General features: G+C 64.5%; 16 protein-coding genes. 7 read left to right on the top strand and 9 right to left on the bottom strand.

The window, feature by feature from the left end:
- The first annotated feature begins 1 nt into the window (after window position 1).
- Window positions 2-2788 carry a malto-oligosyltrehalose synthase gene (gene treY, locus IVB12_RS04175; protein ID WP_247295931.1) on the top strand — a complete coding sequence of 929 codons (2787 nt, stop codon included), beginning with the start codon at window positions 2-4 and terminating at the stop codon, window positions 2786-2788.
- A 2-nt stretch (window positions 2789-2790) separates the two neighbouring features.
- Here the strand turns inward: treY and IVB12_RS04170 are convergent, their stop codons facing one another.
- Window positions 2791-3105, bottom strand: a complete 315-nt coding sequence (locus IVB12_RS04170; protein ID WP_247295929.1) for a polyhydroxyalkanoic acid system family protein — start codon at window positions 3103-3105, stop codon at window positions 2791-2793.
- A 180-nt stretch (window positions 3106-3285) separates the two neighbouring features.
- Here IVB12_RS04170 and IVB12_RS04165 point away from each other — a divergent pair, with 180 nt between their 5' ends.
- The gene (locus IVB12_RS04165) at window positions 3286-3450 is read left to right on the top strand and encodes a DUF3309 family protein (RefSeq protein ID WP_084298933.1); all 165 of its coding nucleotides are present in this window, start codon (window positions 3286-3288) and stop codon (window positions 3448-3450) included.
- Window positions 3451-3518: 68 nt separating this feature from the next.
- On the opposite strand, the gene ligD is transcribed toward IVB12_RS04165, so the two are convergent.
- Window positions 3519-6203, bottom strand: a complete 2685-nt coding sequence (gene ligD / locus IVB12_RS04160) for a DNA ligase D (protein WP_247295927.1) — start codon at window positions 6201-6203, stop codon at window positions 3519-3521.
- 116 nt (window positions 6204-6319) lie between these two features.
- On the opposite strand from ligD, the gene IVB12_RS04155 reads away from it, so the two are divergent.
- Window positions 6320-7204, top strand: a complete 885-nt coding sequence (locus tag IVB12_RS04155; protein ID WP_247295925.1) for a Ku protein — start codon at window positions 6320-6322, stop codon at window positions 7202-7204.
- Window positions 7205-7253: 49 nt separating this feature from the next.
- Here the strand turns inward: IVB12_RS04155 and IVB12_RS04150 are convergent, their stop codons facing one another.
- The 6 genes from IVB12_RS04150 to IVB12_RS04125 all read right to left on the bottom strand — a co-directional run bounded on the left by IVB12_RS04150 (window position 7254) and on the right by IVB12_RS04125 (window position 15446).
- Window positions 7254-7943 (bottom strand): response regulator transcription factor, encoded by a 690-nt coding sequence (locus IVB12_RS04150; protein WP_247295923.1) that lies wholly within the window; start codon window positions 7941-7943, stop codon window positions 7254-7256.
- Window positions 7940-10663, bottom strand: a complete 2724-nt coding sequence (locus IVB12_RS04145; RefSeq protein WP_247295920.1) for a sensor histidine kinase KdpD — start codon at window positions 10661-10663, stop codon at window positions 7940-7942. The genes IVB12_RS04150 and IVB12_RS04145 overlap by 4 nt, the downstream gene beginning before the upstream one ends.
- Window positions 10664-10700: 37 nt before the next feature.
- Window positions 10701-11303: a K(+)-transporting ATPase subunit C gene (locus IVB12_RS04140; protein WP_247295917.1), complete on the bottom strand. Its 603-nt coding sequence runs from the start codon at window positions 11301-11303 to the stop codon at window positions 10701-10703.
- Between the two features lie 106 nt (window positions 11304-11409).
- A complete protein-coding gene (gene kdpB, locus IVB12_RS04135; protein WP_247295915.1) occupies window positions 11410-13524 on the bottom strand; it encodes a potassium-transporting ATPase subunit KdpB in 2115 nt (704 codons plus the stop codon).
- A 17-nt stretch (window positions 13525-13541) separates the two neighbouring features.
- The gene (gene kdpA, locus IVB12_RS04130) at window positions 13542-15245 is read right to left on the bottom strand and encodes a potassium-transporting ATPase subunit KdpA (protein WP_247295913.1); all 1704 of its coding nucleotides are present in this window, start codon (window positions 15243-15245) and stop codon (window positions 13542-13544) included.
- A gap of 111 nt (window positions 15246-15356) precedes the next feature.
- On the bottom strand, window positions 15357-15446 hold the full coding sequence (locus tag IVB12_RS04125) for a K(+)-transporting ATPase subunit F (RefSeq protein WP_247295912.1): 90 nt from the start codon (window positions 15444-15446) through the stop codon (window positions 15357-15359).
- A 618-nt stretch (window positions 15447-16064) separates the two neighbouring features.
- On the opposite strand from IVB12_RS04125, the gene upp reads away from it, so the two are divergent.
- Both upp and IVB12_RS04115 read left to right on the top strand, forming a co-directional pair.
- A complete protein-coding gene (gene upp / locus IVB12_RS04120) occupies window positions 16065-16700 on the top strand; it encodes a uracil phosphoribosyltransferase (protein WP_130216606.1) in 636 nt (211 codons plus the stop codon).
- Between the two features lie 33 nt (window positions 16701-16733).
- Window positions 16734-18305 (top strand): AMP-binding protein, encoded by a 1572-nt coding sequence (locus tag IVB12_RS04115; RefSeq protein ID WP_247295910.1) that lies wholly within the window; start codon window positions 16734-16736, stop codon window positions 18303-18305.
- 34 nt (window positions 18306-18339) lie between these two features.
- Here the strand turns inward: IVB12_RS04115 and IVB12_RS04110 are convergent, their stop codons facing one another.
- The gene (locus IVB12_RS04110; RefSeq protein WP_247295908.1) at window positions 18340-19506 is read right to left on the bottom strand and encodes an acyl-CoA dehydrogenase family protein; all 1167 of its coding nucleotides are present in this window, start codon (window positions 19504-19506) and stop codon (window positions 18340-18342) included.
- A 228-nt stretch (window positions 19507-19734) separates the two neighbouring features.
- On the opposite strand from IVB12_RS04110, the gene IVB12_RS04105 reads away from it, so the two are divergent.
- Complete coding sequence (locus IVB12_RS04105) at window positions 19735-20187, top strand: MaoC family dehydratase (protein ID WP_209959275.1); 453 nt, start codon at window positions 19735-19737, stop codon at window positions 20185-20187.
- Entirely contained in the window at window positions 20187-21038 is an 852-nt protein-coding gene (locus IVB12_RS04100) for a CoA ester lyase (RefSeq protein WP_247295906.1), read from the top strand. The genes IVB12_RS04105 and IVB12_RS04100 overlap by 1 nt, the downstream gene beginning before the upstream one ends.
- Window positions 21039-21052: the final 14 nt, after the last annotated feature.

Here is a 21052-nt window from a genome sequence, read left to right as displayed (position 1 = left end):
CATGCCTCCCGCCATTCCGCTCGCGACTTACCGGCTCCAGCTCACCGCGGATTTCGGCTTCGACAAGGCCGCCGCGGTCGTGCCCTATCTGAAGGCGCTCGGGATCACACATCTCTACGCCTCCCCGGTGATGAAGGCTCGCAAGGGCTCGACCCACGGCTATGACACGGTCGATCACAGCCAGCTCAGCCCCGAACTCGGCGGCGAGACCGGTTTCGCGCGGCTGAGCGAGACATTGACCGAGCACGACCTCGGACTCATCATCGACTTCGTGCCCAATCACGTCGGCGTGCATTTTGCCGACAATCCCTGGTGGCTCGACGTGCTGGAGTGGGGCCAGGCTTCACCGCATGCGGTCTCATTCGACATCGACTGGGATCAACTGGCCTTCCGCGCCCGCGGCGGCGTGCTGCTGCCGATTCTCGGCGCGTCCTATGGCGAGGCGCTCGAGCGTGGCGAGATCGAGCTGCGCTATGATCCCGACCAGGGCAGTCTTTCCGCCTGGTATTTCGAGCACCGCTTACCCGTCGCGCCGGAGCGCTATGGCGAAGTGCTGCGGATGATCGTCAAGGACGCGGATGCGGGGGAAACGGAGCCCGGCAAGCGCCTGCTCGCGCTCGCGGCGCGCTATACCGGACTGCGCCGTCCCAACCGCAAGGAAGCTCCCGCGTTCAAGGCAGAACTCAAGGACATTGCGGGTGCTGCCGACATCATCGCGCGCGGTCTTGCCGCCTATCGCGCTGCCAAGGACCGTCCCGCCCAGACGCTGGCGCTGCATCATCTGCTCGAGCGCCAGCACTACAAGCTCGGGCATTGGCGGCTCGCCTCCAGCGACATCAACTATCGCCGCTTCTTCGACGTCAACGGCCTCGCCGGCTTGCGCGTCGAGGATCCCGGCACGTTTGCCGCCACGCACCGGCTGGTCAAACAGCTCATCGCCGACGGCAGACTGCAAGGCATCCGTCTCGATCACATCGACGGCCTGCGCGATCCCGCGCAATATTGCCAGCGGCTACGCCGGCTGGTCCGCGACGCCCAAGGCAACACAAAGCCATTCTATACAGTGGTCGAGAAGATCCTGTGCGAGCACGAGCGCCTGCCGCACTTCGCCGGGGTCCAGGGCACCACCGGCTATGAATGGATGAACGTCATCACCCAGGTGCTGGTCGACGCCAAGGGGCTGACGGCCTTGGACGAGACCTGGCGGCAGATCAGCAACCGGCCGCCCCGGCTTGCGCCTTACGTCAAGGACGCCAAGCGGCGGGTGCTGGAGACTCTGCTCACCAGTGAGTTCACCGTGCTGACGCGCCTTTTGGCGCGCATCGCCAACGGGCATTACTCGACGCGCGACTTCTCCGCCGACAGCCTGCGCCAGGCGCTCGAGCTCTATGTGCTGCATTTTCCGGTCTACCGCACTTACCTCACGACGAGCGCGCCGACCGCACACGATCGCAAGCTAATCGATGAGACCATCGAACGCGCTCGTGGGGAATGGTTCGCCGCGGATGATGGCATTTTCGACTTCCTGCGCGACGCTCTGACCATGGACCTGCTCAAGCCTGGGCGTCCTCCACACAGCGCGCCGCGCGTGCGCCGCTTCGCGCTGAAGGTGCAGCAATTCACCGGACCGATGATGGCGAAGTCGCTGGAGGACACCGCGTTCTACCAGTTCCACCGGCTGCTCGCGCTGAACGAGGTCGGCGGTGATCCCGCGAGCGTCGGCCTTACTATTCCCGCCTTCCATCAGGCCATGCAGGCCCGTGCCAGGGAATGGCCGCACGGCATGACCGCCACGGCCACCCACGACACCAAGCGCGGCGAGGATGCCCGCGCGCGGATCGCGGCGCTCAGCGAGATTACCGGCGAATGGACCAGCGCGGTGGCGCGCTGGAAGGTGTTGAACGCGCCGCATCTCACCCACCGAGATAGTTTCCGCGCGCCGTCGGCGACATTCGAGTACATGCTCTACCAGACCCTGCTTGGCGCCTGGCCGCTCCAAGGGCCGGTCGGTCCTGATTTCGTCGAGCGCATCCAAGCCTATGCCCTCAAGGCCGCGCGTGAAGGCAAGGAGGAGACGAGCTGGCTCAATCCGCATGAAGCGTATGAAGACGGCCTCAAGAGCTTCATCGGCAAGATCCTCGACCCCGCTCAATCCGCAGAATTCCTGGAGGCTCTGCAGACCCTGGCCCGTCGCGTCGCACTGCTCGGCATGTTGAACTCGCTGAGCCAGCTCACGCTCAAGGCGACGCTGCCGGGCGTGCCAGACTTCTACCAAGGCACCGAATTCTGGGACCTGTCGCTGGTCGACCCCGACAACCGGCGGCCGGTGGACTTTGCCGCGCGCCGCAGGGCGCTGACGTCATTGGAAGCTCCGGACTGGAGCGACCTGATCAAGGCCTGGCCGGACGGCCGGCTCAAGCTGGCCTGGACCCGTCATCTCCTCAAGCTGCGCAACCGGCTCGCCGACATCTTCGTCCAGGGTAACTATCAGCCACTCGAGGTTCGCGGCGGGCATGCTGAGCACGTTATCGCCTTCGCCCGCCGTCACGGCCGGGCGGCCGCGATCGTCGCGGTCGGGCGTCACTTCGCGCCGTTCACGCAAGGAGGTCGGGAATGGCCGGCGCTGGAAGGCTTCGATGCAACCGTCGATATCACCGGCTACGCCGCCGCGGGCCTTGCAGGCGATGAACTGCCGCTCGCGCAGGCCCTGCGCGATCTTCCCGGGACCGTCATCGAGGCGCGCACCGCCAGTGCAGCGAAGCCGATGCGGCAGCGCGTGCGCGCCTGAGACTACTTTCCGTCCTTGGTCAGCAGCAACTGTCCGCGCTTCCTGATCGCGCCCTGGGCCATCTCGGCAAAGCGTTGCAATAGCCAGGGCAGCACCACCTCGACCCGGACGTGATCTTCGGCAACGTCGACCTGGCCGGTCGCGATCTGCCCGAGCGCGCGGATGCGGAAATTCATGCAGTCGCCGCTCCAACGCTCCTCCTCGACCTGCATCACGGGAATGCTTGCCGCGGCGCGGCCAAGCCCCGTCTTGAGCCGGCGTACCGCCTCGTCGCGGCCGAGACGATGCGGAATTGAGACGACGAGCGGTTCTGCCATGGCCGTGACCCTGCTGCTGATCCCTCACCTCATCATGCCGCATGGAAAGGCAAAAGTTCCAAACATGCTGAAGCCGGAACCCGCATTGCGAAGCCGGAACTTTAAAACCTGCGGCAAGTTGCCCTCGGATAACGGGACAGGTCAGACGACCCTTTCAAGAAAGGGCTGGAGGAGATTCGCATGTCTATCGGCACGATCATTCTGATCATCTTGGTCATCGCCCTGCTCGGCGGCTTCAGCGGCATCGGCGGCGGACCGTTCTACGGCACCGGCTATTACGGCGGCGGCGGCCTCGGACTCGTCATCATCATCCTGCTGATCCTGCTCCTGATGGGACGCATATAGCCGAAGGCGGATCGTGTAGGGTGGGCAGGCTCTGTTTTGCCCACCCTACGACGCGCGGTAGCACAAATCTACTTCACCTTTCCCGCCAGCTTCTTGATCGCCGCCTTGATCGATGCGGCGGCATCATCGTAGCCCTCCCACGCTTTCGATCGCGCCAGCAGGCCCGGCACCGTGCGCATCGTATATCGCTTCGGATCGAGGTCGCTCTTCACCTGCGCCCAAGTCACGGGCATCGACACTGTGGCACCGGTTCGCGCGCGCGGCGACAGCGGGGCAACCGCAGTCGACATGCGGTCGTTGCGCAAATAGTCCAGGAAGATCTTTCCCTTGCGCAGCTTCTTCGACATGTTGAGCAGATAGCGTTCGGGATCGTCATCGGCCATCCACTGGCAGACGCCTTGCGCAAACGCCTTGGCCTCCTTCCAGCTCACCTTGTCGCGCGCGCCGTGGAGCAGCGGCACCACCACGTGGAGGCCCTTGCCGCCTGTGGTCTTGCAGAAGCTGTCCATGCCGATATCGCTCAGCCGCTGCCGCATCTCCTTGGCCGCCTCGACGACGTCGGCGAATTCGACGTCGGGCGCCGGATCGAGATCGAATACCAGCCGGCCCGGCGTGTCATAGGCATAGGGCGCGCAATTCCAGGGATGCAGCTCGACGCCGCCGATCTGCGCCACCGCCGCGAGCCCTTCGATCCGATCGATCTGCAAATACGGCTTGCGGTCGCCGGAGACTCTTGCGAGCTCCAGAAGGTTCGACGTCCCCTGCATGGCATGGCGCTGGAAGAAGCACTCGCCCTTGATGCCGTCAGGCGCGCGGATCAGCGAGCATGGCCGGCCCTTGAGGTGCACGATCATCCATTCGCCGACGGCTTCGAGATAGCGCGCGAGGTCCAGCTTGGTCACGGCATCGCCATGTCCGTCCTCGGGCCAGAGCTCCTTGTCCGGCTTTGAGATGACGACGCCCATGACCTCGGCGTTGCTGCCGCCCAGGGCCGACTGCGCACCTGGCCGCGCTTTTGCGCGCTTCGCTCCTCTGGCCGACGGTTCGGCGAGCTCGGTATCGACCGGCGTCTCCGCCTCAACCTCCTTGGCCGGCTTGTCCTGCCGCAGTCCCTTGAACGCGGCCTGACGGATATTGCCGTCGGCGGTGAAGCCGGCGAACTCGATCTCGGCGACGAGCTCCGGCTTCAGCCAGTGCACCTCGCGGGTCTTCTTCGGCGCGTTCTTGCCGCCGAAGGGGCTTTGCTTGGCCTCCATGGCCTTCAGTGAAGGCATGAGGCGCTTGACCTTGTCGGCGCCAAAGCCGGTGCCGACCATGCCGACAAAGGCGAGGTGATCGCCGCGCTGCACACCCGCCATTAGCGAGCGGAACTTGCCGTTCGTGGTCTTGTAGCCGCCGATCACCACCTCGTGGCCGGCGCGACATTTCGACTTGACCCAGCTCTCGGTGCGGCCGGAGCGATACGGGGCATCTAGCTTCTTCGACACCACACCCTCGAGCTCGAGCTTGCAGGCCGATTGCAGCACGGCATCGCCCCCGCTCTCGAAATGCTCGACATACCGGATCTGGCTCGTTTTCCGCTTGCGTGATTCCAGAAGCTCCTTCAGCCGCGCCTTGCGCTCGCCAAGCGGCAGCCGACGGTAATCCTCGCCCTCGGCGAAGAGGAGATCGAAGGCAAAGAAGATCAACTCGTCGGTCTTGCCGTCCGACAACGCAGCCTGAAGCGAGGAGAAGTTCGGCGCGCCGTTGTGGTCGAGCGCGACGATCTCGCCGTCGATCAGCACGTCCGGCAGCGCCCCCGCTTCCTCGGCAATGGAGGCGAATTTGCCGGTCCAGTCGAGACCCTTCCGCGTCTTGAGCGTCGCCTCGCCGTCCTCGACTCGGAGCTGGACGCGATAGCCATCGAACTTGATCTCGTGCCACCAGCCACCATCGGCCGGCGGCCGCTCGACCAGCGTGCAGAGCTGCGGCGCCACGAAGTCCGGCATCTCCGAGACCTTCTTGGCGCTCGCTGCTGTCGCGGCAGTCTTCTTCGCCGTCGGTCTAGCCTTCAACGCCGTGCGCGGCGCGGGCTTCACTGTGCGCCCTTTCGTCTCCTCGGCGCGGTTGGACTGCCAGACTGCGTCGGCCTTGCCCTTCGGCCCCTTGGCCAGCATGAAGGGCTTGGGCGCGCGGCCCTTTCCTTCAGCGATTTGTTCCATCGCGCGGCCAGAAGCAACGGACTTGTCTTGCTCGAGGATGTCGTTGTCGTTGCCCTCGCGCGCATATTCGTCACGATGCTTGATGAGCAGCCAGTTTGTCCGCTTACCGCCGGTGCGGTCATTGCGCATGCGCACCAGCACCCAGCTTCCCTGCAGCTTCTCGCCATGGAGGGTGAACTTGAGATCGCCTTTCTTGAAGCCGGCTTCCGGATCTTCTGATTCCCAATAGCCTCGATCCCACAGCATCACGGTGCCGCCACCATACTGGCCTTCGGGGATCGTGCCTTCGAAATCACCATAGTCGAGCGGATGGTCCTCGACCTCGACCGCCAGCCGCTTGTCATGTGGATCGAGCGAGGGCCCCTTCGTCACGGCCCAGGACTTGAAGACACCGTCGAACTCGAGTCGGAGGTCGTAGTGCAGCCGGCTCGCATCGTGCTTCTGGATCACGAAGCGCCGCTGCTTCGACGGCGCCACGGCGGTCTTGCCCGATGGCTCGGGCGTTTTCTCGAAGTCACGCTTCTGTCGGTAAGTGGAGAGTTTTTGCAGCACGACCGGTCCCGCTTCTCTTTCGGCATCAAGCCTATCACGGCCAAAGTCCCACCCGGAACCAAAACCCCATGGCCGGGTTGGGGTTCCAAAACGCCTTGAAAACGCTGGAGAATGGAATGGCCCCGCGTGCCTATTGGAAGGGAACGTTGAAGCTCTCGCTGGTCAGCTGCCCCGTCGTGCTCTACCCCGCCGCAACCGCCGCCGAGAAGACGCGGTTTCATCTCATCAACCGCGAGACCGGGAACCGGCTCAAGCAGCAGATGATCGATTCCGAGACCGGCGACGTGGTCGAGAGCGACCAGAAGGGCCGCGGCTACGAGCTGCGCAAGGGCAAGTACGTCGAGATCGAGCCTGAGGAGCTCGAAGCGGTGCAGATCGAGAGCAACCACACCATCGACATCGAGAGCTTCGTGCCGCGCGAGGAGATCGACAAGCGTTACCTTAACCACCCCTATTACATCGCGCCGGACGGCAAGGCCGCGGCCGACGCCTTCGCCGTGATCCGCGACGCGATGAAGGATCAGGACCGCGTGGCACTCGCAAAAATCGTGCTCACCAATCGCGAGCACGTGATGGCGATCGAGCCTCTCGGCAAAGGCCTGCTCGGCACCACGCTGCGCTATCCGTACGAGCTGCGCGACGAGGACCAGTTCTTCGATGACATCAAGAGCCCGAAGATCACCAAGGACATGGTCGAACTCGCCGGTCACATCCTGCACAGCAAGGCCGCGCATTTCGACCCCAGCGAATTCAAGGACGAGTACGAGAACGCGCTGAAGGCGCTGGTCAAGCGCAAGGCCAGCGGCAAGAAGATCGAGCTGCCGGAGCCCGAGGAGCGGCCGAGCAACGTGGTCAGCCTCATGGACGCGCTGAAGCAGAGCCTGAAGGGGCGCGGAGGCGGGAAAACATCGGCGAAGTCCCACGCGCGCCGGTCGACCGGGCGCCATCGCAGCGCGAAAAAAGCGCACCGGTCGACGGCAAGGCATCGCAAGGCGGGTTGACTGTCATTCCGGCGCGACGCAGAACATCGATACCGGAATGACGGCTGGTCTAATCGCCCGCCTTCAGCCTGTATCCGATTCCCGTCTCGGTCAGCACATGGTGCGGCCGTTCCGGGTCGGCTTCGATCTTCTGGCGGAGCTGGCGGACATAGACGCGCAGATATTGCGCGTCGGTCAGCTCGTCCCAGAGCTCCCTCAGCAGGAAGCGGTGGGTGAGCACCTTGCCGGCGTGCTGCACCAGCACGCGAAGCAGATCGTATTCCTTCGGTGACAGCTTCACCTCGCGCTCGCCGACCTTGACGATGCGGCGGACGAGGTCGACGGAGAGATCGCCGGTGCGAAATACAGGGCGCTCGCCTTTGATTTGAAGCTGGTGGCGCAGCGCGGCACGCAAGCGGGCCAGAAGCTCTTCCATGCCGAACGGCTTGGTCAGGTAATCGTCGGCGCCGACATCGAGCGCCTGCACTTTGCCCGCCTCGTCGCCGCGGCTCGACAGCACCACGATCGGCACCCCCTCGTTGCGGGCGCGGATGGTGCGCAGTAGTTCGTGTCCCTGCACGTCGGGCAGGCCGAGATCGAGGATGATCAGCGCCGGCTCCTCGGCAAGCTTGTCCAGCGCGGTCTTGCCGTTCGACGCCTCCAGGATTTCATAGCCCTGCGTCGTCAGCCCCATCCGCAGCAGTTTACGGATCGGCGGCTCGTCGTCGATGACCAGGACCTTGATCGGGGCAGCACTCATGCGGCGGTATCCAATGCGTGGGTCTGCACTGGGACGGGCAGACGGATGGTGAGAATCGCGCCGCTCCGGTCGCTGCGGTTGGCGGCCGAGATCGTGCCCCGCATCGCCTCGACGAAACCGCGCGAGATGGCGAGGCCGAGCCCGGTGCCGGGCCGGACATGATCACCCTTCTGCACGCGATAGAACTTGTCGAACACGCTCTCGAGCTCGTCGGGTGGGATGCCGCCGCCCTCATCGGCGATATCGAGAACGACGTGATCCCGCTCGCGCTGACTGCGGATCGCAATCGTGGTGTCTGGCGCCGAATATTTTGCGGCGTTGTCGAGCAGGTTGAACAGCACTTGCTCGAACAGCACGGCATCGAGCTCGAGCATCGGCAGATCGGCCGCCAGCACAAGCTCGACCTTGTGAGCAGCGAGGATCTTGGCCGCTCGCCGCAGCGCGCTACCGACGATCTCGCCGAGATCGTGCAGCGCCGTATTGGGCACGATGGCGCCGGATTCGAGCTTGGTCATGTCGAGCAGATTGGCAATGAAGCGGTTGAGCCGTTCGGACTCGTCGATCACGGTCGCGAGCAGGTCGCGCTTCTCGGTGTCAGAGAGCGCGCCGTCGAGGTCGCGCATGGTGGAGGCCGCCCCGAGGACCGAGGCCAGCGGCGTCTTCAAATCGTGCGAGATCGAGGTCAGGAGCGCCGAACGCAGCCGTTCGGATTCGACGGTGCGCTTGACGCGATCCATGGCCTCGACCAGCAGCACGCGTTCGATTGCGAGCGCGCCCTGATCGACCAGCGCATCGAGCAGCCGGCGCTGGTCCGGGGTCAATAGCGGGCCGGTGCGGTCGTTGTCGATGCCGATGACGCCGATCGGACCACGGCCTGTGCGCATCGGCAGGAACAGCCGTTTCGCACCCGGCAGGGTGTCCGAGCCGCGACCTGCGGGGCGGTCGTTGCTCCAGGCCCAATTGGCGGCGGCGAGGTCGGCCTGATCAAGCTCATCCTCCGGCGGATAACCGGATTTCACCGTGAGCAAGCCCTCTTCCGGCAGCAGCAACACGACGCGGACCTTCAGCATCAGCGCGATCTGATATGCGGTTGCCCACAACACATCGTCGAGCGTGGCAGTGCCGGCGAGCTTGCGGCTGAAGGCATGGAGCTGCTCGGTCATCCGGATCCGGCCGATCGCGGTGTCGGCCTGGATGCGCACACGCGCCGCAACATTGGAGACGATCATCGCCACCACCATGAACAGCACGAAGGCGGCAACGTTGGTCGGATCGGTGATCGTGAAGGTATAGATCGGCGGCAGGAAGAAGAAATTGTAGCACAGCGAGGCCGCGACGGTCGCGAGCAGCGACGGCCACAGGCCATAGCGGACCGCGACCGCGACCACCGCCGTCAGCAGCACGAGGTCGACATTCTCGATGCCGAATCGGGGCTGGATCAGCTCCGCGGCGCCGAGCCCGATCAGCACGATCCCGAGCGCCTTGAGATAGGGCAGCGGATTGAACGGCTCCACGCGCGCAGCGGTCTGTACCGCGGTCTTGGGCACGGCCTCGCCGGGCAGCTCGTCACCGGCGATGACGTGGACGGTGATGTTGCCGGCGCGGCGCACCAGGTCATGCACGACCGAGCCGCGCGTTATCTCGAACCAGCGCGAGCGGGTCGACTTGCCGATCACGATCTGGGTGACGTTGTTGGCTTGCGCGAAGTTCACGACGTCATCGGCGATGCGGCGGCCCACAGCGGGAATCGTCAGCGCCTCGCCGCCGAGCGATTCGGCAAGCCGCAGCGTATCGGCGAGCCGGTCGCGCTCCTCGTCGGAAAGCTGGAGCGAGCGGCGCGTCTCGATCGAGAGCGCGGTGAACGGGGCATGCAGCCGATCGGCCAGCCGCTTGGTATAGCGCACCAGCCCGGCCGCGCGCGGATCCTCGCTGACGCAGACGAGGATACGATCGCCCGCAGCCCAGGGGCCGGCGATGGCGTTCGCCTGCATGTGGGTGAGGAGCTGCTCGTCGACCCGCTCGGCCGTGCGCCGCAGCGCGAGCTCGCGCAGAGCGGTCAGGTTGCCCGGCGAGAAATAATGCTCCAGCGCCCGCTCGGCTTGCCTCGGCACATAGACCTTGCCCTCGTTCAGCCGCTGGATCAGGTCGTCGGGCGTGAGGTCGATCAGCTCGATCGCATCGGCGCGATCGAACACCGAATCCGGCACCGTCTCGCGCACCCGCACATGGGTGATCTGGGCGACGACGTCGTTCAGGCTCTCGATGTGCTGGATGTTGACGGCGGTATAGACGTCGATGCCGTGGGAGAGCAGTTCCTCGACATCGAGATAGCGCTTGGGGTGCCGGCTGCCAACCGCGTTGGTGTGGGCGAGCTCGTCGACCAGCGCAATTTGCGGCCGCCGCGCGATCACGGCATCGAGGTCCATCTCCTCGACGATCTGGCCGCGGTAGTCGATCCTCTTGCGGGGGACCATTTCGAGCCCGCGCACCAGCGCCTCGGTTTCAGCCCGGCCGTGGGTCTCGACGAAGCCGACCACGACGTCGATGCCGGCTTTGCGCTTGGCGTGGGCGCTTTGCAGCATCTCGTAGGTCTTGCCGACGCCCGGGGCGGCGCCCACGAAGATCTTCAGCTTGCCGCTCGCGCTTTCTGCCCGACGCGCGGTTTCCAGCAGCGCATCAGGCGACGGACGTTGTTCGGGATCGCGGCGCGGTTGAACCATCAGGCCAATATAATCATCCCGGCGTGCTGAGCCTATACTACTTCGCGGCGCGGTCGAACGCGAGATTCAGCGCCAGCACGTTGACGCGGGGCTCGCCGATCAGGCCTAGCAAACGGCCTTCGGTATTGGCAGTCACGAGCTGCCTGACCTGGTCCTGCGGCACATTCCGTGCCTTCGCCACGCGCGGCACCTGGAATTGCGCCGCTTCCGGCGAGATGTCGGGATCAAGGCCGCTAGCTGACGTCGTCACCAGATCGATCGGTACCGGCGCGGACGGATTTTCCACCTTCAGCTTGTCCACATCTTCCTTCAGCCGGTTGGCCAGCGCCTTGCTGGTGGGGCCGAGATTGGAGCCGCCCGAATTGGCAGCGTTGTAGGGCGCCGGCACAGTTTTGGTCGAATCATTGGGATCGGGCGCCAGCGTCGCCGAGGGACGACCGTGGAAATATTTGTCGTCGTTGAACTCCTGCCCGATCAGAGCGGATCCGACCACCCTGCCGTCCCTTTCGATTAGGCTGCCCTGCGCCTGCACCGGAAACAACGTGCCGGCGATGGCAGTCATTGCGAGCGGATAGGCAAGGCCCGTGATGGCGGTGAGCACCAGCAAGAGCACGATAGCGGGGCGAATTTCTCTGAGCATGTGTTTCTCCTAATTGTTTCGTCATTGCGAGAAGCGAAGCGACGAAGCAATCCAGGCTTTCGACCGTGGAAGCATCTCTGGATTTGCTTCGCTCGCAATGACGGTGTTAAGCCAAATGCAAGGCGGTGACGATGAGGTCGATAGCCTTGATGCCGATGAAGGGAATAACGATGCCGCCGAGGCCGTAGATCAAGAGGTTGCGGCGGAGCAGCGCGCCGGCACCGACAGCGCGGTAGGCGACGCCCTTCAGCGCCAGTGGAATCAACGCCACGATAATGAGGGCGTTGAAGATGATCGCCGACAGGATGGCGCTCTGCGGGCTCGCCAGGCTCATGACGTTGAGCACGTTGAGTTGGGGGTAAAACGCCAGGAACATCGCCGGGATGATCGCAAAATACTTGGCGACATCGTTGGCGATGGAGAACGTGGTCAGCGCACCGCGCGTCATCAAGAGCTGCTTGCCGATCTCGACCACCTCGATCAGCTTGGTCGGGTTGGAGTCGAGATCGACCATGTTGCCGGCCTCACGCGCGGCCTGAGTGCCGGTGTTCATGGCGACACCGACGTCGGCCTGCGCGAGCGCCGGCGCATCGTTGGTGCCGTCGCCGCACATGGCGACCAGCTTGCCCTTGGCCTGCTCATCGCGAATCAGCCGGAGCTTGTCCTCGGGGGTTGCCTGCGCCAGGAAGTCGTCGACGCCCGCTTCCGCCGCGATCGCGGCCGCCGTCATCGGGTTGTCGCCTGTAATCATGATGGTGCGGATGCCCATGCGGCGCAGCTCGGCGAAGCGTTCGCGGATGCTGCCCTTGACGATGTCCTTGAGCTGGATGACGCCGAGCAGCTTGCCGTCTCTGGCGACCGCGAGCGGCGTGCCGCCGGCCTTCGAGATATCATCGGCAATGGTCTGGATCTCGCGACCGAGATCCGACAGGGCGGCCGGTTGGGTTGCCCGCGCCACGTTGCCGGAGGCAACCGCCAGCGGCGCGCCGCCGCCGACATAGTTCAGCATGGCGTCGACAGCGCCCTTGCGCACCGACGCGCCACCGGCATCGACGCCGCTCATGCGGGTCTGCGCCGTGAATGGGATGAAGGTCGCGCCAAGCTCGGCCATGTCCCGGCCGCGAATGCCATATTTCTCCTTCGCCAGCACCACGATGGACCGGCCTTCCGGAGTCTCGTCCGCGAGCGAGGCCAACTGAGCTGCATCCGCCAGCTCCTGCTCGGTCACTCCGCGCACGGGACGGAAGGCGGTCGCCTGCCGGTTGCCGAGCGTGATGGTGCCGGTCTTGTCCAGCAGCAGTGTGTCGACGTCACCGGCCGCCTCGACCGCGCGGCCGGACATCGCCAGCACGTTGAAGCGTACCAGACGGTCCATGCCGGCGATGCCGATCGCCGACAACAGCGCGCCGATGGTGGTCGGGATCAGCGTCACGAACAGCGCGACCAGCACGATCACCGAGATCGAGCCGCCGGCATAGGCCGCATAGCTGGGGATGGTGACGGTGGCGAACACGAAGATGATAGTGAGACCGGCGAGCAGGATGTTGAGCGCGATCTCATTCGGGGTCTTCTGCCGCTCGGCGCCCTCGACCAGCTTGATCATGCGATCGATGAAGGTCGAGCCCTGGGCTGCCGTGATGCGGACGCGGATCCAGTCCGACAGCACCTGCGTGCCACCCGTGACCGCAGAGCGGTCACCGCCGGATTCGCGGATCACGGGCGCGGACTCGCCGGTGATGGCGGCCTCGTTGACGGAGGCGACGCCCTCGATCACCTCGCCGTCGGAAGGGATGGTGTCGCCGGCCTCGACCAGCACGATGTCGCCTACTTTCAGGCTCGTGCCCGGCACGAGCTTGAAATTCTCGCCAGCACCAGTGAGGAGCTTGGCCTGGCTTTCCGTGCGGGTCTTGCGCAGCGATTCGGCCTGCGCCTTGCCACGGCCTTCGGCCACGGCTTCGGCGAAATTGGCGAACAGCACCGTGAACCAGAGCCAGACGATGATCTGGAAGGTGAAGCCGAGGTTCGCGCCACCAATGACGAGGTCGCGCAGGAAGATCACAGTCGTGAGCACTGCAACGACCTCGACAACGAACATGACGGGATTCTTCACCATCAGACGCGGATCGAGCTTGGCGAAGGAGGCGCGGATCGCGGGCATCACGATTCTGGGATCGAGCATTGCCGACATCGGCGCGCGTTTTTGCAGTTTCATCGTATCCATGGAGGTCACTCCAACAATCAGAACAGGTTGCCGGCGTTCATCGCCAGATGTTCGACGATCGGGCCGAGCGCGAGCGCCGGGAAGAAGGTCAGGCCGCCCATGATCAGGATGACGCAGACCACGAGGCCGACGAACAGGCCTCCGGTGGTCGGGAACGTGCCCACGGACGCCGGGATCGATTTCTTCTCCGCAAGCGAGCCCGCGATCGCCATGGCCGGGATGATCATGAAGAAGCGGCCGACGAACATCGCGCTTGCCAGCGTCAGGTTGTAGAACAAGGTGTTGCCGGTGAGCCCGGCAAAGGCCGAGCCGTTGTTGCCGGCCGCCGATGTGAAGGCGTAGAGCACTTCGGTGAAGCCGTGCGGGCCGGCATTCGCCATGGAGGCGACTGCCGCCGGATAGACCACGCCGACGGCGGTCCAGCCGAGGATCATCAGCGGCAGCACCAGGATGGCCAGCATAGCCATCTTGACCTCACGCGCCTCGATTTTCTTGCCGACATATTCCGGGGTGCGGCCAACCATAAGGCCCGCGACGAAGATCGCGAGGATGACGAACAGCAGCATGCCGTACATGCCGGCGCCAACGCCGCCGACGATGATTTCGCCGAGCTCCATGTTGATCAGCGGGATCATGCCGCCGAGCGCGGTAAAACTGTCATGCATCGCGTTGACTGCGCCGCACGAAGCGGCCGTGGTGACGACGGCAAATAGCGAGGATGCGATGATGCCGAACCGGACCTCCTTGCCCTCCATATTGCCGCCGGTCAAACCCAGCGCATGGAGCGTCGCGGTGCCGTTTGCCTCCGCCCAATAGGCGATGCCGACGCCGGCCAGAAACAGCACGCCCATCACAGAGAGGATCGCCCAGCCCTGGCGCTGGTCGCCGACCATGCGGCCAAATACGTTGGTGAGCGCGGCGCCGAGCGCAAAGATCGAGAGCATCTGCACGAAGTTCGACAGCGCGGTCGGGTTCTCGAAGGGATGAGCGGCGTTGGCGTTGAAGAAGCCGCCACCGTTGGTGCCGAGCATCTTGATCGCGACCTGGGAAGCGACCGGGCCGACCGCGATGGTCTGCTTGGCGCCTTCGAGCGTCGTCGCCTCGATATACGGCCCGAGCGTCTGCGGCATGCCCTGCCAGACCAGGAACAGCGCATAGACGACGCAGATCGGCAGCAGCACATAGAGCGTACACCGGGTGACGTCGACCCAGAAATTGCCGACCGTGCGCATCGAGGCGCGCGAGAAGCCGCGGATCAGAGCCATCGCCAGCGCGATGCCGGTCGCGGCCGACAGGAAGTTCTGGTGCGTCAGGCCGAGCATCTGCACGAGATAGGACAGCGTGCTCTCGCCGCCGTAGTTCTGCCAGTTGGTGTTGGTGATAAAGGAGACCGCGGTGTTGAAGGAGAGATCCTCGGCGACCGCGCCCTGCCCGGCCGGATTGAACGGCAGCACGGCCTGAAGCCGCATCACGCCGTAGATGACGAGGAAACCGGCGATATGGAACAGCAGCATGGCGACCGTATAGGTCAGCCAATGCTGCTCGCGCTTCTCGTCGACGCCGGAGATCCAGTAGATGCCGGCCTCGATCGGACGCAGCACCGGCGACAGCAAGGTGCGCTCGCCGTTGAACACGCGCGTCATGTACCCGCCGAGCGGTTTTGCGAGCGCAACGATAATGGCGCAAAACAGAATGATCTGGAGCCAACCGATCATAGTCATGGAATCAACCCTTCAGGCATGGCGCCGGCGCAGCAGAGGCAGAAGCACCGTCAGCAGGCTGGCGACGAGCATGGCATCCGCCAGCAACAATTCGAGAATCAGCAGCACGGCTCAGAACCGCTCGGGCCGCAGCAGCGCATAGGTGAGATAGGCCAGGAGGCCGAACGAAACGGTACCGGCGAGGGCATAATCGAAGATCATGATCCGCTCCGTCACAGCCGTTCGCAGGTATAGGTGTAGCCGATCGCGAACGCGAACAGGCCGAAGGCCAGCGCCAGCATCAGAATGTCCATCATGGAGATACTCCTCGTTGCGCCCTGATGTCAGGCGCAACCGCTTCTCGGGGATCCGACGAGGCTCGAAGGAAACGCAGGCGCATTTCCGCGGAGCACCGGCCCGGACTTTGACCGCGCTGAAGTGACACCACGGGCATAGGTTTTCGAGATGAGGGCTATGACGAAGTTATAGGAATCTCATAAAGGCTGGTGGCGGGGGCTAGCGACACACGCTTGTCGTCCTGTCGAAAGCCGATGTGGCAGGTCCGCCGCATCGCCTATGACGACGGCGAGTGGCATTGTGCGCTGTCGCGCGAGCGTGAGCTACCGGACTGCTGGACGCCGCAGTCGAGACGCCACGATCGGCGCGGCGCCCGCCCCGAACAAGTAGCATGCAACTACTGAAGGGAAATCTCGAGCAGGCGGTCACCGCGACCGTCCTGAGGCGCGCAGCGCGGCCGCGATGCCCGGTTGAGGCCGCATATCCCGCGGAAAAGACTCGGCCGATCTGGCGCAATTTCACGGAACCGTGTAGAGCGGTTTTATGAGCACAAGCAGCGTCAACGTGGTCGCCCACCCCTTGGTCCAGCACAAGCTCTCCTTGATGCGCGAGAAGGACCGCTCGACCAAGAGCTTTCGCGAGATCCTGAACGAGATCGGGATGCTGCTCGGCTACGAGGTGACGCGCGACCTGCCGCTGGAGCTGGTGGACATCGAGACGCCGATCGCCCCGATGCAGGCGCCGAAGATCGCCGGCAAGAAGCTCACCCTGGCGCCGATCCTGCGCGCGGGCGTTGGCTTCCTCGACGGCATGCTGGCGCTGATGCCCTCGGCGCGCATCGCTCATATCGGGCTGTACCGCGACCCCGAGACGTTGCAAGCCGTGGAATATTACTTCAAGGCGCCGCAGGACCTGTCCGATCGCACCGTGATTCTGATGGACCCGATGCTGGCCACCGGCAATTCGGCCTGCGCCGGCGCGTCCCTGCTCAAGGCGCGCGGTGCCCGCGACATCCGCTTCGTCTGCCTCTTGGCCGCGCCCGAGGGCATCGCGCAGTTCCAGAGCGAGCATCCCGACGTGCCGGTCTGGACCGCCGCGATCGACGAGCGGCTCAACGACCACGGCTACATCGTGCCGGGCCTGGGCGACGCCGGCGATCGGATGTTCGGCACCAAGTAGACAGCTTTGCACGATCGGGTTACTCCGATCGCCATGCTGATCGACAGATATTCGCTGCAAGCGCTGATCCCGACCGAGGCGGCCAGTCGCGTCCTCGTGTTCGATGGCACGCCGATCTCGCGTGCGGAGCTCTCAAGAAGGATCGAGCAGACCGCCGCCTGGCTCGCCGCGCAGGGCATCGGGAGGGGCGACGTCGTCGCGGTCTGGCTGGTCAACCGGATCGAATGGCTCGCGCTGCTGTTCGCCGCCGCCCGCCTAGGCGCGGTCGTCGCTGCCGTCAATACGCGCTATCGCAGTGCGGAGGTCGCGCATCTGCTCCGCCTGTCCGGTGCCAAGCTCATGGTGATCGAGGCCGCGTTTCGCTCGATCGATTTTGCCGCCATTCTCGCCGATGTCGCCAAGGACGAGGTGCCCGGGCTGCAACAGCTTGCCGTCGTGGGCAAGACCGCGATCCCCGCGCAATGGCCGAGTGTGCGGTTCGACGCCTTCGACAGGTCCTATCCGCCTGCCCCGCCGGCTCAGGAGGACGTCGATCTGCCCGTCCTGCTGTACACGACGTCGGGCACGACCAAGGGCCCGAAGCTCGTCGCCCATTCGCAGCGGACGCTGGCCACGCATGCCGCGTCCGTCGCCAAGGCGCTGCAGCTTGATCCGCAGCGCCATTCGCTGCTGGCGATGCTGCCGTTATGCGGCACTTTTGGCATGACGAGCCTGCTCGGTTTCATCGCAGCGGGCGCGACCATCCATGTACTCGATGCTTTCGAGGCGGCGCCGGCCGTGCGAATCCCGGGGGAGTGCAGGATCACGCATTCATTCGGCTCGGACGAGATGTTCCGCCGCATCCTCGCGCTCACCGATGCACCACGACCGTTTCCGCATCTCGAAATCTGCGGCTTCGCCGCATTCCAGCCCGGCTGGCGCGAGCTGGCCGCGGAGGCCGAGATGCGCGGCATGCCGCTGTTCGGCTTGTACGGTTCGAGCGAGGTGCAGGCGCTGTTCTCGATCGGCCGCGGCAGCGATGCCTTCGCCGATCGCATCGAAGGCGGCGGCTGGCCGATGTCACCGGACGCAAAAATCCGCATCCGCGATGTCGAGACCGGCGAGCTTGCGGCCCAGGGCGTCTCCGGCGAGATCGAGATCAGCGCGCCGTCGTGCTTCCTCGGCTACTTCAACAATCCCGAGGCGACGCGGGAACCGATCACCGCCGATGGCTTCTTCCGCACCGGCGACATCGGCCGGCTGCGCGGTGATGGTTCGTTCGTCTACGAGACCCGTGCCGGCGATGCGATGCGGCTCGGCGGCTTCCTGGTCGCGCCCGGCGAGATCGAAGACGAGCTCAAATCGTGCGCCGGTGTCGCCGACGCCCAGGTGGTCGCGATCGACCTGAAGGGACAGGCCCGCTGCGTCGCCTTCGTGATCCCAGCTGGAGAGCCGCCGCGACAGGAAGCGCTGATCGCCCATCTGCGCGAGCGGCTCGCCGGCTACAAGGTGCCGGCGCGGGTCTATATCGTGGATGCCTTCCCCGTCACCGACAGCGCCAATGGCGTCAAGATTCAGCGCGCCCGGCTTCGTGCCATGGCCATGGAACGGATCGCCGCCGAATAGGAACGGCCTTTTGAGTTTGCGCCGGAAGAGTCGCTCAGTAAGACTTGGCGAGGCCAAGCACCTTTTCCGCGATGAAGCTGAGCGCGAGCTGCGGACTGACCGGCGCGATGCGCGGGATCAGGATCTCGCGCAAATAGCGCTCGACGTGGAATTCCTTGGCATAGCCGAAGCCGCCATGGGTCATCACCGCCTGCTCGCAAGCCGAGAAGCCTGCCTCGCCGGCGAGATACTTTGCCGCATTGGCGGCAGCGCCGCAGGGCATGCGCTTGTCGTATTGCCAGGCCGCCGACATCACCATCAGCCAGGCCGCCTCGAGCTCGACCCAGTTCACCGCCAGCGGATGCTGGATGCCCTGGTTCTTGCCGATGGGCCGGTTGAACACCACACGCGTCTTGGCGTATTCGGTCGCACGCGATAGCGCGAGCTTGCCGAGACCGACCGCTTCCGCCGCGATCAGGATACGCTCCGGGTTCATGCCTTCGAGGATGTACTCGAAGCCTTTGCCTTCCTCGCCGATCCGATCCTCCATCGGAATTTCAAAGTCCTCGAAGAACAGCTCGTTGGAATCGACGATCTTGCGGCCCATCTTCTCGATCTCGTGGACCTTGATCTTGTTGCGGTCGAAATCGGTGTAGAACAGGCTGAGGCCGTGGGTCGGCGAGCGCACCTCTTCCAGCGGCGTGGTGCGCGCCAGCAGCAGGATCTTGTGCGCGACCTGCGCGGTCGAGATCCACACCTTCTGGCCGTTGACGATGTAGCGGTCGTTCTTGGCGACCGCGCGGGTCTTGAGTTGAGTGGTGTTGAGACCGGTGTTGGGCTCGGTCACTGCGAAACAGGCTTTCTCGCGACCCTCGACCATCGGCGGCAGCATGCGCTTGCGCTGCTCCTCGGTGCCGAACACGACGACGGGATTGAGTCCGAACACGTTGATATGCACCGCGGACGCGCCGGACATGCCGGCACCGGATTCCGCGATGGTGCGCATCATGATCGCGGCTTCGGTAATGCCTAGCCCGGAGCCGCCATACTCCTCCGGCACGCAGATGCCGAGCCAGCCGGCATCTGCCAGCGCCTTGTGAAAGTCGTGCGGGAAGCCGCCGTCGTGATCCTTCTTCAGCCAATAGGCGTCGGGAAAGCCTTCGCAGATCTTGGCGATGGCGTCGCGAATGGCTTCCTGCTGATCGGTGAGCGCGAAATCCATGTTCTTGATCTCCGTGCTAGGAGCCGCGGCGACTCACGTGCCCGATCTTTGAGCCCACCCAACCGGCGATGGAAGATTGCCGCACCGGACCTTCCCTCGCTTGCGTTCTTTAGCTCGAAAATCTCAGTACAGATACGTGAATTTGCCTGCCAAGTGCGTGTACCATGCATAGGGTCATGCGGCGCGACGGTGCGAGCGCGTCGTTATTTCGCAAGGAGGGAAACCGCGATGGCCGGGCTTTATTTCGAGGACTTCTCCGTAGGCCAAGAGTTCAGGCATCCGCTGACCCGGACCGTCACGGAGATGGACAACACCCTGTTCAGCCTGCTGACGCTCAATCCGCAGCCGCTGCACATCGATGCGCATTTCGCCGAGAAGACCGAGTTCGGCCAGCGCATTTTCAACAGTCTTTACACCCTCGGTATCATGATCGGCATGACGGTCTATGATACGACTCTCGGGACCACCGTTGCCAATCTCGGCATGACCGACGTCACTTTTCCAAAGCCGGTCTTCCACGGCGACACGTTGCGGGCGACGACGAAGGTGCTTTCGTTGCGGGAATCGAAATCGCGCCCGAGGGCGGGCATCGTCGAGTTCGAGCACCACGCCCTCAACCAGAACGACGAGATCGTCGGCAAATGCCGGCGCATGGCGATGATGCACAAGAGGCCGGTCTGATGCGTTCGATGCTGTTCGTGCCGGGTGATTCCCCGCGCAAATTCGAGAAAGCGAGCGAAGGCAAGGCCGACGCGCTGATCATAGATCTCGAGGATTCCGTCGTCGCCGAGAAGAAGGAGGAGTCGCGCGGGTTGACGCTGGCGATGCTGAAGGGCTCTCGCGGCCCGCACCAGCTCTATGTCCGTGTCAACGCGCTCGACACCGGAATGACGCTCGCCGATCTCGCCACGGTGATGCCGGGCAAGCCCGACGGCATCGTGCTGCCGAAATCGCAAGGCGGCGACGATGTGCGGCAGGTGGCGACCTGGCTCGAAGCGTTCGAGGCGGCGGCCGGCATCGCGGTCGGCGCGACGCGCATCGTCTGCGTCGCGGCGGAGACCGCCGGCTCCATCTTCGGGCTTGGCAGCTACAAAGGCTGCTCCCCTCGCCTCGCTGGACTGATGTGGGGTGCCGAAGACCTCTCGGCTTCGCTCGGCGCCACCGAGAAAGCCTCGGGCGGCGTGTTCCACAGCCCCTATCGGCTCGCGCGCGATCTCTGCCTGATGGCGGCGGCCGCGGCCGAGGTTGCGCCGATCGACACCGTCTATACCGACATCGACAATCTCGCCGGCCTCGACGCCGAGACGCGCGCGGCACGACGCGACGGTTTTTCAGCCAAGGCGCTGATCCATCCCAAGCATGTCGATGTCGTCAACGCGGCCTTCGAGCCGACGGAGGCCGAACGTATATGGGCGGAGAAGGTAATCGCGGCATTCGCGAGCAATCCCAATGCCGGCACGCTGCGGCTCGACGGCCAGATGATCGACAAGCCGCATCTTCGCGCCGCGAAGAAGATCCTGGGCCAACCCTAGATCGCCGTCACTTC

It is taken from the genome of Bradyrhizobium sp. 179 (genome assembly GCF_023073535.1).
GTDB lineage: Bacteria > Pseudomonadota > Alphaproteobacteria > Rhizobiales > Xanthobacteraceae > Bradyrhizobium.
The sequence above is the reverse complement of the archived record's forward strand: the minus strand, read 5'-3'. Positions and strand labels throughout refer to the sequence as shown.